This is a genomic window from Paenarthrobacter ilicis, assembly GCF_016907545.1.
Lineage (GTDB): Bacteria > Actinomycetota > Actinomycetes > Actinomycetales > Micrococcaceae > Arthrobacter > Arthrobacter ilicis.
Genome location: NZ_JAFBCD010000001.1, coordinates 989,578 through 1,002,191, shown reverse-complemented (window position 1 = coordinate 1,002,191; position 12,614 = coordinate 989,578). Strand labels below are relative to the sequence as shown.

The 12,614-nt window shown below is 62.7% G+C and carries 11 protein-coding genes; 2 read left to right on the top strand and 9 right to left on the bottom strand.

Features of this window, described 5'->3' with window-relative positions; genetic code table 11:
- Positions 1–51 precede the first annotated feature (51 nt).
- The 4 genes from JOE60_RS04715 to JOE60_RS04700 form a co-directional block, all read right to left on the bottom strand.
- Positions 52–1,077: a Gfo/Idh/MocA family protein gene (locus JOE60_RS04715; protein WP_167264497.1), complete on the bottom strand. Its 1,026-nt coding sequence runs from the start codon at positions 1,075–1,077 to the stop codon at positions 52–54.
- Positions 1,078–1,162: 85 nt separating this feature from the next.
- Positions 1,163–2,089, bottom strand: a complete 927-nt coding sequence (locus JOE60_RS04710) for an ATP-binding cassette domain-containing protein (RefSeq protein ID WP_167264496.1) — start codon at positions 2,087–2,089, stop codon at positions 1,163–1,165.
- A gap of 15 nt (positions 2,090–2,104) precedes the next feature.
- Positions 2,105–3,148: an ABC transporter permease gene (locus JOE60_RS04705; RefSeq protein ID WP_167264495.1), complete on the bottom strand. Its 1,044-nt coding sequence runs from the start codon at positions 3,146–3,148 to the stop codon at positions 2,105–2,107.
- A 61-nt stretch (positions 3,149–3,209) separates the two neighbouring features.
- A complete protein-coding gene (locus tag JOE60_RS04700; RefSeq protein WP_167264494.1) occupies positions 3,210–4,211 on the bottom strand; it encodes a substrate-binding domain-containing protein in 1,002 nt (333 codons plus the stop codon).
- Between the two features lie 301 nt (positions 4,212–4,512).
- Here JOE60_RS04700 and JOE60_RS04695 point away from each other — a divergent pair, with 301 nt between their 5' ends.
- Both JOE60_RS04695 and iolB read left to right on the top strand, forming a co-directional pair.
- On the top strand, positions 4,513–5,253 hold the full coding sequence (locus tag JOE60_RS04695; RefSeq protein WP_167264493.1) for a GntR family transcriptional regulator: 741 nt from the start codon (positions 4,513–4,515) through the stop codon (positions 5,251–5,253).
- A 17-nt stretch (positions 5,254–5,270) separates the two neighbouring features.
- A complete protein-coding gene (gene iolB, locus JOE60_RS04690) occupies positions 5,271–6,164 on the top strand; it encodes a 5-deoxy-glucuronate isomerase (protein ID WP_167264492.1) in 894 nt (297 codons plus the stop codon).
- Between the two features lie 59 nt (positions 6,165–6,223).
- Here iolB and JOE60_RS04685 read toward each other — a convergent pair whose 3' ends face one another.
- Genes JOE60_RS04685 through iolD form a run of 5 tightly spaced genes read right to left on the bottom strand, consistent with a single transcriptional unit; the run spans position 6,224 to position 12,600 of the window.
- Positions 6,224–7,096, bottom strand: a complete 873-nt coding sequence (locus tag JOE60_RS04685; RefSeq protein ID WP_167264491.1) for a sugar phosphate isomerase/epimerase family protein — start codon at positions 7,094–7,096, stop codon at positions 6,224–6,226.
- Between the two features lie 10 nt (positions 7,097–7,106).
- Complete coding sequence (locus tag JOE60_RS04680) at positions 7,107–8,120, bottom strand: Gfo/Idh/MocA family protein (protein ID WP_167264490.1); 1,014 nt, start codon at positions 8,118–8,120, stop codon at positions 7,107–7,109.
- Between the two features lie 49 nt (positions 8,121–8,169).
- The gene (locus JOE60_RS04675) at positions 8,170–9,087 is read right to left on the bottom strand and encodes a sugar phosphate isomerase/epimerase family protein (protein ID WP_167264489.1); all 918 of its coding nucleotides are present in this window, start codon (positions 9,085–9,087) and stop codon (positions 8,170–8,172) included.
- Between the two features lie 29 nt (positions 9,088–9,116).
- Entirely contained in the window at positions 9,117–10,628 is a 1,512-nt protein-coding gene (locus JOE60_RS04670; RefSeq protein WP_167264488.1) for a CoA-acylating methylmalonate-semialdehyde dehydrogenase, read from the bottom strand.
- Positions 10,629–10,671: 43 nt separating this feature from the next.
- Positions 10,672–12,600, bottom strand: coding sequence for a 3D-(3,5/4)-trihydroxycyclohexane-1,2-dione acylhydrolase (decyclizing) (gene iolD, locus JOE60_RS04665; protein WP_167264941.1), 1,929 nt, complete (start codon positions 12,598–12,600; stop codon positions 10,672–10,674).
- Positions 12,601–12,614 lie beyond the last annotated feature (14 nt).

The following is a 12,614-nucleotide window of genomic DNA, read 5'->3' as shown; positions in this document are numbered from 1 at the left end:
GTCGGGATGTGAGAGAGGAACGGTGGAAACGCGTCGGGATGTGAGAGAGCGTCAGGAGAGGCGGACGCGGACCGCGGCCCCGGTCTCCAGGGACTCCTGCGCCGCATCGGCAACCCGCGAGGCCGCCACAGCATCTTCCGGCGTGCAGGGGTTCTTGCGCTGGCCAAGGACCACCTCCACGAAGGCAGCGATCTCGGACCGGTAGGCCTGGTCGAAGCGCTCCGCGAAGGTCTTGTGCGCCGGGCCACCAGGGAAACCGACGCCGGGTTCGGCCGAGCGCAAGGCCATCTGCTCGTCCATGCCCACGAGTACCGAACCATCGGAGCCCTGAAGCTCAAGCCGTACATCATGGCCGGCTCCGTTGTAACGGCTGGCCGAGACTGTCCCCACCGTCCCGTCGTCGAACGTCACCACTGCCAACGCGGTATCCACGTCGCCTACCCCGCCAATGGCGGGATCGCCGTTGTTGGACCCCTTGGCATACACCTCCACGATCTCCTTGCCGGTGAGCCAGCGGAGGATGTCGAAGTCGTGGACGGAGCAGTCCCTGAACAACCCGCCCGAGGACGCCAGGAACTCCACGGGTGGCGGGGTCATGTCGCACGTAACGGCCCGGACCGAGTGGATCCAGCCCAGCTCACCGGCATCGTAAGCACGTTTCGCTTCCAGGTAGCCGGCGTCGAAGCGGCGCTGGTGGCCAATCTGCACCACTCCGGCTTTCTCGCTGATGTACCCCAGAACGGGCAGTGACTCCGCCACGTTCACGGCCACGGGTTTTTCGCAGAACACCGGGACGCCGGCGTCCACTCCTGCCCGGATGAGGTCCGGGTGGGTTGCCGTGCCCGTAGCGATGACCAGCCCGTCAATGCCGGAAGCGATCAGCTCCTCCACGGATCCCACAAACTCAGCGCCGACGCTTGCAGCCACGGATCGGGCGTGGTCTGCTGCCACGTCCGTGAGCTTCAGCCGGACCTGGATACCGTCCTGGTCCAGCTGCCCGTTGAGCGCCCTGATGTTTTTCGCGTGCATCACGCCGATCCTGCCGACGCCTACCAGGCCCAGGGTTACTTCTCTCATGGCTTTTCCACTTCCCTTACATCACGGACAACGAACAAGAGGCCCCGGCCGATGGACATCTGCCGGGGCCTGTCAGCGGAGGAACTCAGTGCCGTTTGGCAGTGGCCTCTGGAACCGCGTCGGCAACGTCTGCAACCTCGGCTTTCACTTCCTTCAGGGCTTCGGAGTGGCCGCCCAGCTGCTCCAGCTCGTGGGCCAGCTCAGCCAGTTCAGCGCCGCCGGCCATCTGGGCCGTCAACTCATCCAGGGTGATGTCCTTCTTGTCGTAGTAACCAATTGACTTACCACGCTTGAGCAGCAGGAACCGGTCCCCCACAGGAAAGGCGTGGTGCGGGTTGTGGGTAATGAAGATGACGCCCAGGCCCCGGTCGCGGGCCTGCAGGATGTAGCGGAGCACGACGCCGGACTGCTTGACGCCCAGCGCGGCCGTGGGTTCATCGAGGATCAGCACCTTGGCGCCGAAGTACACAGCACGGGCGATCGCCACACACTGGCGCTCGCCGCCGGACAACTGCCCGATGGGCTGGTCCACATCGCGAAGGTCGATGCCCATCTCGGCCAGTTCTTTGAGCGTGATGTCCTTCATCTTCTGGACGTCCATGCTCTTGAACGGGCCAAAACCGCTGGTGAGCTCGGAGCCAAGGAAGAAGTTCCGCCAAATGGGCATCAGCGGGACCACGGCCAGGTCTTGGTACACGGTGGCGATGCCGGCATCCAGGGCCTCCCTGGGAGAGGAGAACTTCCTGGGGTCGCCCATGATGTTCAGCGTGCCTTCGTCGTGCTGGTGCAGACCGGCGATGATTTTGATCAGTGTCGATTTGCCGGCGCCGTTGTCGCCCAGGACGCAGGTGACGCGGCCGTTGTCTACGGCCATGGTCACATCCCGGAGGGCAATGATGTTGCCGTAGTGCTTTCCCACGTTCTCCAAGGACAGCAGGTGCACGGGCGTGTGGGTCAGCGGGTCCTTTTCATTCCTGAGCAAGGTTTGCTGGTCGATCTCTTTGGCATTCATGATGCGGCTACCCTTCTACTTCAGTTCCGCACGGCGTTTGACGACGAGGTTGACGATGGTGGCCAGCAGCAGCATCAAGCCCAGGAAGAACTTGAACCAGTCGGGGTTCCATTGTGCGTACACAATGCCCTTGTTGGCCATGCCGAAGATGAAGGCACCGATGGCGCCACCCACGGCGGAGCCATAGCCACCGGTAAGGAGGCAGCCACCGATCACTGCGGCGATGATGTACAGGAACTCGTTGCCCACGCCTTCGCCGGACTGCACTGCGTCAAAGGCGAAGAGGTTGTGCATACCCAGGATCCAGCCACAAAAGCCCACTGCCATAAACAGGCCGATTTTGGTCTTGGTGACCGGGACGCCCACAGCGCGGGCGGCTTTGTCATCTCCGCCGACGGCGAAGATCCAGTTGCCAACACGGGTGCGCAGAAGGACCCACGAAGCCACGGCCACTAGGGCGATCCAGATGAACACGGTGATTTTGATTTCCACGCCGCCCAGGCTCACGGACGAGGCGAAGACTGCCTGGGCTGACTTGTAGCCGTCCATGGTGGAGATCGACGGGGACGATACGCCGCCGCCGATCATGCGGGTCAAGCCAAGGTTGAGGCCCGTCAGCATCAGGAACGTGGCCAAGGTGACGATGAAGCTGGGAAGTTTGGTCTTCATCAGGATCCACCCATTGATGAAGCCAATGCCCAGGGAAACAACCAGGGCCAGCAGGACCCCCACCCAGACGTTCACGGAGAAGTACCAGCTGAACATGGAAGCAGTGAGTGCTGAACTGATGACTGCAACACCGGTGGAAAGATCGAATTCCCCACCGATCATCAGCAGCGATACTCCCACTGCCATGATGCCGATGGTGGAACTTCCATAAAGGACGGTGGCGATTGACGCCGGCTGGATGAACGTCTGTGAAACCGACGCGAAGAAAATGAAGAGGACTACGGCACCCACCAGGGCACCGACCTCGGGCCTGCCAAGGAGCTTCTGCAGCGGGTTGCGCCGGCCTACGCGCTCATCACGGGCTGTGGTCTGAACGGCTGTTTGTGTCATGGTGTTTCTCCTACTTCGTGCCGGTCCGGGGCCGAAGCCCCGGACCGGCGAACCGAAATCCTTAGCGGATGCCTTCCTTGGCGAACTTGAGGACGTCGGATGCAGAGGACTGGTCAATGATGGATGGACCGGTCAGCACCGCAAGGCCACCGCCTACGTGGATGCCGCCGCGCTTGACCTGCCACAGCGCGTCAACCGCACCGTAGCCCTGGAGCCACGGCTGCTGGTCCACAGTGAAGGCCACCTTGCCGTCGATGATCGACTGCGCCAACTCGCCGTTCATGTCGAACGAGGCCACTTTGACCTTGTCCTTCAGGTTCAGCGATTCCACGGCCTTCTGGATAGTCAGGGTGAACGGAGCACCCAAGCCGATGATGGCGTCGGCGTTGGGGGTAGCCTGCAACTTGGCCGTCACAGTTGAGGACACCTGGGTCATGTCAGTGCCTTGGACGAAGAGGTTCTCCGTGGAGGGGATCTTCGACTTGACGCCTGCACAGCGCGAGTCCAGGGCTACGTTGCCCTGCTCCATGATCACGCAGATGGGGTTCTTGACGCCCATGGACGCCAGCTTCTCTCCCACTGCTGCTCCGGCGAGGTTCTCATCCGAGCCGAAGTGGGTGAAAGCACCCACCTTCTGCCAGACGTCGGCACCGGAGTTCAGGCTGACCACAGGGATTCCTGCGTCCTCCGCCTTCTTGAGGACATCCTTCAGGGCATCCGGCTTGGCCAGGGTCACGGCAATGCCGTCAACCTTCTGGTCGATGGCCTGCTGGATCAGCTGGGCTTGACGCCCACCTTCGGGATCCGAGGTGTAAAGCAGTTCCACGTTGTCCTTGGCTGCAGCTTCTTCGGCACCCTTGCGGAGGATGTCCCAGAAAGTGTCGCCGGGGGCGGCGTGGGTAATGAGGGCAACTTTAATGCGTGGTGTGCTGGCTGCTTGTCCGGCAGCGGCACCGCCGCCGGTATCTGCAGGCTTGCCGCCCTGGCTCGAACAGGCGCTCAGTGCTATGAGGGGAACCACTGCTGCGGCGAGCGCCGCTTTGCGCCACGAGAATTTTGCCACCGTTATCTCCTTTGATCTCAGCTTCGCGTATCCGGAAGACTCGTGTCCGGAACAGCTGCTACTCAGATCATGGTGACTCCCCTCACACTTTGTCAATAGTTTGTCCTGACATTAGGATGTTTTTACGTAATATCTTTAGCGCGAAAGGTCTCCATTGCCGTTCATTGACGGCCGCACCTCGGCTGCTATCATCAAAAGGCAGTATGTCCTATCAAGCGAACATGAACGGACATGCCAGACATCCGGCAGAGGAGCCGAAACCCGCTCCCGGCCGGTCTTTCCAGGCGTCAAGGAGAAACCAGTGGCGAACCAACTCAGCCTCAGCATCGACCGTTCGTCCCCCGTGCCCCTCTACCACCAGGTGGTTCAGGGCATCGAGGCCGCAATTCATAACGGCATCCTTGAACCCGGCAGCCGGCTGGACAACGAGATCGACCTCGCAGCGCAGCTCAACCTCTCCCGCCCCACCATGCGCAAAGCCATGGATGAACTGGTCCGCGCGGGGCTCCTGGTCCGTAAGCGGGGCGTGGGTACGCAGGTTGTGTCCAGCCAGGTCCGCAGGCCCCTGGAACTTTCCAGCCTCTTCGACGACCTCAGCAACAACGGCAAAAAGCCCACCACGGATGTGTTGAGCTTCGCGCACATCGAAGCCGACGCAGCCACCCTCACTGCCCTCCAGCTCCCGGCAGGTTCCAAGGTGTACCACTTCACCCGCCTCCGCAAGGTGGGCGGCAAGCCGCTGGCCCTCATGGAGAACTGGGTGCGCGACGATATCACCGGCATGGATGAGGCCTTGCTCGCCAGCGAAGGCCTCTACGCCATCCTGCGGCGCGGCGGCGTGAACTTCCGGCTGGCTTCGCAACGGATCGGCGCCATGATCGCCAACGACTACCAGGCACCGCTCCTGGAAACAGAAGTGGGCTCCGCCCTGGTCACCATGGAACGCACGGCAGTGGATGACACCGGACGCATGGTGGAAACCGGACACCACGTGTACCGCGCAGACTCCTACAGCTTTGAAATGACCCTCGTACAACGCTGACGCAAGGACAAGAACTGATGGCCAACTGGGTATACCCACTGGGAACCGCCTCCGACAACACCTGGGACATTTCCCTGGGCACCTCCGACTCCACCCTCGCGGTTGACGGCTGGGCCCATACGGGACTGAAGGTGGCAACGCTGGCTGCCGGTGCCGCCGTCGAACTTCCTGCGGATCCTGAAGAACGAATCGTGGTGCCGCTGAGCGGTTCCTTCACGGTGACGCTCGACGACGGCCAGTACAGCCTTGCGGGACGCCAGTCGGTGTTCCACGGCCCCAGCGACGTCCTGTACACGGGTATTGGCCAGGCCGTCACCATCACATCGAACGACGGCGGCCGGGTGGCTATCGCGACCGCCCCGGCAAAGGCGTCGTACCCCACCCGGCTGATCACCGCCGCTGAAACCCCGGTTGAATTGCGCGGCGCGGGCAACTGCTCCCGCCAGGTCCACAACTTCGGCACACCGGCTGCGCTGGAAGCGGACCGCTTCATTGTCTGCGAAGTCATCACGCCCGCAGGCAACTGGTCCTCCTACCCTCCCCACAAGCATGACGAGGAAAAAGAAGGCGAGACCAGCTTGGAGGAGATCTACTACTTCGAAACCCGGGTGGCCCAGGGCTCCCCCGCCCCGGCCGACGCCGACGCTTTCGGCCACGCCCGCGTGTACGCCTCGGATTCCCGGCCGATCGATGTCTCCGCGGAAGTACGGACGGGGGACGTTGTGCTGGTCCCCTACGGCTGGCACGGACCAGCCATGGCAGCCCCCGGCTACGACCTCTACTACCTCAATGTCATGGCCGGCCCCGGCCGCGTCCGTGACTGGCTCATCAGCGATGACCCCCACCACGGCTGGATCCGCCAGACCTGGGAAGGCCAGGACGTGGACCCCAGGCTGCCGTTCAGCGCCTGACAGTAGAACGAGAAGAAAGCCCCTGTGATGATCCACAGGGGCTTTCTTCTGGTTGGGTCCTACTTCGCCTGGGCGATGTAGTCGTTCATCGTCTTCAGCTGGTAGCGGGACACTTCCTCGGCGTGATCGTCCTCGGCAAAAACGGAGGACACCATCACGGTGTTTTCCTTGTCCAGGAACCCGATCTCCTTCAGTCCGCCAAAGAACTCGTCCCAGTTCACGTCGCCGTCGCCGATTTTCAGGTGTTGGTGGACGCGGACTGCGTTGCCCGGCGGGTTGGTGATGTAGCGCAGCCCGTGGGACGCGTGGTGGTTCATGGTGTCGGAGACGTGGACCAGGCGCAGTTTGTCGCTCGCTGCCCGCATGATCTCCAGCGGCTTGTTGCCCATGTGGAAGGTGTGCGAAGCAACGTACACCATGCCGATGTTGGGCGAGTTGATGCCACGGATTACCCGCAGGGCGGCCAGGCCGTCTTCCACGAAGTCGTCCGGGTGGGGATCGATGAGGACGTCCAGGCCCTCGCGCTCAATGATCGGCACCAGTTCTTCCATGGAACGGTAGAACGCGCGCTCGGACTCTTCCGCCTTCTCCGGGCGGCCGCTGAACTCGGTGTTCATGGTCTGGACGCCCAGGTCAACGGCAATCCGGATGGCACGCTTCCAGTACCGGACTGCAGCCTCGCGGGCGTCTTCATCCGGCCCGGACCAGCGCAGCACGGGAAGCACGGACGCGATTTCCACGCCGGCGTCCTTGCACGCGGCCTTCAGTTTTCCCACCAACTCGTCGTCGGCCTTGGGATGGTTGAAGAACGGGATGAGGTCCGCATGCGGGGTCATCTGGAGGTACTTGTAGCCCAGGTCAGCCGCTACGCGTGGGAACTCCAACAGGTCATGGCTGTGATGGAACGGTGTGGGATCCAGTGCAATCTTCATCAGTTACTCCCTAGCTGTAGAGCGCAGGCTTGGTGTTCAGCTGGACCTTGACCTTGTCGCCGGACTTCTGGGCCTCGACGCCGGCCTCGCAGCACGCGGCGGTGGCGTAACCATCCCAGGCGGTGGGACCGCCGATTTCACCACGCAGCGCGGCGTCCACCCAGGACTGCACCTCGACGTCGTACGCCGCACCAAAACGGTCCTCAAACCCGGGGGTGACGTTGCCGCCCCACTTGCCGGCGGATTGGACGTAGGGTCCGTTGTCCCCGCCAATGCTCACGATGCCGTCTTCGAACGAGGCCTGCGTGGCCACTTGGTAGCCGAACTTGGCATTGACGTAGATCTCGACGTCGGCCAGCACGCCGGACTCGGTCTCCAGCAGTACGTGCTGGGGATCGTGCTGACCCGCGGGAGCACTGCGGGTGGGCTTGCCCAGGCGGACCTGGACTGAGGTAATTTCCTCGCCGGTGAAGTACCGGATGGCGTCAAACTCATGCACTACAGAGTCGTTGATCAACATTTCGTTGGTGAAGCCCTCGGGAGTGGTGGGGTTGCGGTGCTGGTGGTGCAACATCAGCAGTTCGCCCAGTTCGCTGGTGCGGATGATGGAACCAAGCGCTGCGTACTCGGCGTCGAAGCGGCGCATGAACCCCACCTGGATGCGCTTGTGGCCCAAAGCCAGCTCAGCCTGGACAACCTTCCAGGCGCTCTCGGCGTCCGGGGTCAGCGGCTTCTCGCACAGGATCGGGAAATCCTTCTCGAGGGCCTTGTACAGGATTTCCTCGTGGAGGAAGCCCGGGGTGGCAATCAGCACGGCGTTGACGTCGCCGTTGTTGAGGGCTTCGTCTGCGCTTGCGAGCGCCACGGCTCCGTCAATACCTTCGATGGCCGCTTGTGCGCGGGCCAGGTCAACGTCAACAACCGCGGCAACTTCAGCGCCGTGAATACGCGTGCTGAGACGCTTGATGTGGTCTGCACCCATGCGGCCAGCGCCGATGACGGCAACGCGAAGAGTCTGTGTCACTGTTTCAATCCTTTGGTGAGTGTGGTTGCTGCTGGGAGGCTGATCGGAACTACTGGACGCGGGTCCGGGAACCGCAGGACAGAAGGTAGTTCCGCGTGCGCTTGGCAATCGGCATGGGAACATCAAACGCCACCGGGTACATGTCCTGCTCCACAATGCCGAAGATCGGCCGGTTGAGGGCCTCCACGGCTTCGATCACGGCGCGAAGGTCAGGGAGCCCGTTGGGAGGTTCGGTCATGACGCCGGCCAGGTTGGCAGCGGCCCACGTCATGTTCTTCTCGTTGACCTCGGCCAGGATCTCCGGGTTGATCTGCTTCAAGTGCAGGTATCCGATGCGGTCCGGGTGGTTCTTGATGAGCTCAAGGCTGGAGGCTCCGCAGTACTCAGCGTGGCCGGTGTCCAGGCACAGGTTCAAATACCGGGGGTCTGTGGCGCCCAGGAGCGTCTCGATGTCCCGCTGGGCGCCGACGTGGGAATCCGCGTGGGAGTGGAACTGCTGGTGCAGGCCAAAGTCTTCCAGGAGGACCTTGCCCATGCGGTTGTGGCCGGCAAAGAGGTCAGCCCATTGCTCGTCGGTGAGTTCGCCGTTCTCCACGGCCTCGCCGGTCACGTCGTCACGCCACATGGCCGGGATGACCACAATGTGCTCGCCGCCCATGGCAGCCGTGAGTTCGGCAACCTTGCGGGCCGGCTCCCACGCTTCCTCGTATTGCTTGGCGCCGCGGTGGAATGCTGTGAAGACCGTTCCCGCGGTGACCTTCAGGTCGCGCTGTTTCAGTTCCTCCGCCAAACGGGTGGGATCGTTCGGGAGGTATCCGTAGGGACCCAATTCGATCCACTTATAGCCGGATTCGGCAACCTCATCCAGGAACCGTTCCCAAGGGGTCTGCTGGGGGTCATCCGGAAACCAGACTCCCCAGGAGTCGGGTGCGGTGCCGATGATGAGCTTGTTCTGGACGTCGGTCATGACAACGGTGTCTTTCTTCGGGAAGGTGGTCAGTTGGAGGGGAAGTTGTAAGAGGCGCCGGAGGCGTGGTGGGTTTCGGGCCAGCGGGAGGTGATGACCTTGCCACGGGTGTAGAAGGAGACGCCTTCGGGGCCGTAGATGTGCTTGTCACCGAACAGCGATGCCTTCCAACCACCGAAGGAGTGGTAGGCAACCGGGACGGGCAGCGGGACATTGATGCCGATCATACCCACGGTCACGGAGCGCTGGAACGTCCGTGCAGCTGCGCCGGAAGAGGTGAAGATCGCGGTGCCGTTGCCGTACGGGTTGGAATTGATCAGCGCGATGCCATCTTCCAACGTGTCTACGCGGACAACCACCAGGACCGGCCCGAAGATCTCTTCCTGGTAGGCGGTCATTTCGGTCTTGACGTGGTCAATCACTGTGGGGCCAACCCAGAAGCCTTCTTCGTGGCCCGGAACCACAAGGTCACGTCCGTCCACCACCATGGCAGCGCCGGCGGCCTCTGCTTCGGTGACGATCCTGACGATGCGTTCCTTGGAGGCCGGGGTAATGACCGGGCCCATTTCAGCGCCGGGTTCGGTGCCGTTGTTGACCTGGACAGCCAGGGCACGCTCTTCGACCTTCTTGACCAGCAGGTCCGCAGCATCACCCACGGCCACGGCAACGGAGATCGCCATGCACCGCTCGCCCGCGGAACCGAACGCAGCAGCGGCAAGGTGGTCCGCGGCGTTGTCCAGGTCAGCGTCCGGGAGCACGATCGCGTGGTTCTTCGCCCCGCCCAGGGCCTGGACGCGCTTGCCATGCTTGGTGGCGGTCTCGTGGACATACTGGGCAATTGGGGTGGATCCAACGAAGGAGATGCCGTCCACGTCCGGGTGGGTCAGCAAGCCATCAACCGTTTCCTTGCCACCGTGGAGGACCTGGAACACGCCATCGGGCAGGCCTGCCTGCTTCCACAGCTTGGCCAGCAGCATCGATGCCGAAGGATCACGCTCGGAGGGCTTGAGGATGAAGGCGTTGCCGGTGGCGATCGCCATCGGAGCCATCCACAGCGGCACCATGACCGGGAAGTTGAACGGGGTAATTCCCGCCACCACGCCCAGGGGCTCGCGGAAGGAGAAAACGTCAATGCCGGTGGATACCTGGTCCGAATAATCACCCTTAAGCAGGGTGGGGATTCCGCAGGCGAACTCGATGACCTCGAGCCCGCGGCCGATCTCGCCCTTGGCATCGGAAAGCACCTTGCCGTGCTCGGCAGTGATGAGCTCGGCAAGCTCGTCCACGTGCGCTGCAACAAGTTCGCGGAACTTGAACAGGACCGCTGTGCGCTTGGCCAGTGAGATGTCACCCCAGGAGTCAGCTGCCTTGCGGGCCGCTGCAACGGTGGCGTTCAGGTCAGCTTCGTTGGCAAGGCGCAGTTCAGCGGTCACCTGCCCGGTGGCCGGGTTGTACACCGGCTGGGTGCGGTCGCCTTCACCGGCTGATTCGGCGCCGTTGATGAAGTGGTGGATGGTGGTCAGTGTGGTCGTCGTCGACATCTGCGGACTTCCTTTGTGGTCTGTGGATCTAAGTGTCTGGGAATCAGCCGAGCAGCTTGCGCTGGCGGCTCTTGTGATCGGTGTAGGTGACGTAGGCCTGCTGGGTGGATTCGAGTTCGGAGACGGCCGAAACCGGAACGTCCCACCACGACTCGGATGAGGGGGCGTCCAGCAAAGGATCGGATTCAACGTGGATCACGATCGGGCCGGTCTCCTCGGGAGCGGCTTTGGCTTCCTTGATGGCGGCACCCAGGGCCTCAATGACATTCTCGCCGGGTTCAATCCGGATGACCTTGGCACCCAGGGATTCAGCATTGGTGGCCAAATCGATGGGAAGGTTTTCGCCGGCGTCGAAGCTGTGCTGGTCTTTGTCCAGCACCCGGTACTGGGTGCCGAAACGCTGCGAACCCAAGGACTCGGACAAGGAACCGATCGAGGCATAGCCGTGGTTCTGGATCAGGACCACAATCAGCTTGATGCGCTCGGCGACGGCGGTGACCAGCTCGGTGTGCATCATCAGGTAGGAGCCGTCCCCCACCATCACCACCACATCCCGCTGAGGGCCGCCCTTCGCTGCCTCGTCCAAAGCTGCACGCTTGACGCCCAGTCCGCCCGGGATTTCGTAACCCATGCAGGAGTATGCATATTCAACGTGGTAGCCGAACGGGTCGCGGACCCGCCACATCTTGTGGAGGTCGCCGGGGAGGGACCCGGCTGCACAGATCACCACGTCCTGGTCATCCATGGCCTTGTTGGTAGCACCGATGATTTCGTTCTGGGCCGGCAACGGTGTGTAACGGGTCTCGAAGGCCTGGTCCACAGTCGCGTTCCACCGCTTCTTCTCAGCCGCGATCTTTTCCTCGAGGTCGGCACCCACCCGGTAGCCGCCCAGAGCCTGGTTGAGCTTGACCAGGGCCTTCCGGGCATCGGCCACGATCGGCAGCGTGGTGCCGTGCTTGTAGGCGTCGATCGCGGCAACGTTGATGTTCACGAATTTCACGTCCGGGTTCTGGAACGCCGTGCGGGAGGCTGTGGTGAAGTCCTCGTAGCGCGTCCCGATGCCGATGATCAGGTCCGCCTCGGCAGCGATGGCGTTTGCCGCCGTCGTTCCCGTTGAACCGATGGCACCGAGGGAGAGTTTGTGGTCCCACGGAAGGACACCCACACCCGCTTGGGTGTTCCCCACCGGAATTCCGGTGAGCTCGGCGAACCTGGCCAGTTCCTCGTTGGCATAGGCGTAAAGGACGCCGCCGCCGGCAATGATCAAGGGACGCTTTGCGGCCCGGATGGCTTCCACGGCGCGGCGGATATCGTCGTCCTCGGCCTCGGGGCGGCGGATCCGCCACTCACGCTCGGCCAGGAACTCCTCCGGCACGTCGAAGGCCTCGGCCTGGACGTCCTGTGGGAGGGAAATGGTCACCGCGCCGGTTTCGGCGGGATCTGTCAGCACCCGCAGGCCGTGATGGAAGGCGGAGAACAACTGCTCCGGACGGGACACCCGGTCAAAGAACTTCGAGAGCGGACGGAAGGCATCGTTGACGGTGATGTCGTAGGCGTGCGGCAACTCAAGTTGTTGCAAGACGGGATCCGCGGCACGCGTCGCAAAGGTGTCGCTGGGAAGCAACAGCACAGGCAAACGGTTGGTGGTGGCCAGCGCCGCGCCGGTCAGCAGGTTGGACGAGCCCGGACCAATGGAGGTGCTGATCGCGAACGTCTGGCGACGGCGGGTATGGCGGGCATAGCCTACTGCCTGATGCACTTGGGCTTGCTCGTTGCGGCCCTGGTAGTACGGCATGATCGTGGGGTCCGCGGCCTGGTACTGCTTCAAGGCCTGGCCCACGCCGGCCACGTTGCCATGGCCGAAGATACCGAACGTCCCCGGAATCAGGCGCTCACGGAACTGGACGCCATCAACAGAGTCAACGGTGTACTGCTTGGACAGGAACTCCACCACGGCCTGCGCCACGGTCATTCGACGGGTTGCTG

What these genes read in the sequence shown, in the direction of transcription:
- iolB (WP_167264492.1), top strand. Translation starts at nt 5,271, where the DNA reads ATGGCCAACTGGGTATACCCACTGGGAACCGCCTCCGACAACACCTGG.
- JOE60_RS04685 (WP_167264491.1), bottom strand. Translation starts at nt 7,096, where the DNA reads ATGAAGATTGCACTGGATCCCACACCGTTCCATCACAGCCATGACCTG.
- JOE60_RS04715 (WP_167264497.1), bottom strand. Translation starts at nt 1,077, where the DNA reads ATGAGAGAAGTAACCCTGGGCCTGGTAGGCGTCGGCAGGATCGGCGTG.
- JOE60_RS04670 (WP_167264488.1), bottom strand. Translation starts at nt 10,628, where the DNA reads ATGTCGACGACGACCACACTGACCACCATCCACCACTTCATCAACGGC.
- JOE60_RS04710 (WP_167264496.1), bottom strand. Translation starts at nt 2,089, where the DNA reads ATGAATGCCAAAGAGATCGACCAGCAAACCTTGCTCAGGAATGAAAAG.
- iolD (WP_167264941.1), bottom strand. Translation starts at nt 12,600, where the DNA reads ATGACCGTGGCGCAGGCCGTGGTGGAGTTCCTGTCCAAGCAGTACACC.
- JOE60_RS04705 (WP_167264495.1), bottom strand. Translation starts at nt 3,148, where the DNA reads ATGACACAAACAGCCGTTCAGACCACAGCCCGTGATGAGCGCGTAGGC.
- JOE60_RS04675 (WP_167264489.1), bottom strand. Translation starts at nt 9,087, where the DNA reads ATGACCGACGTCCAGAACAAGCTCATCATCGGCACCGCACCCGACTCC.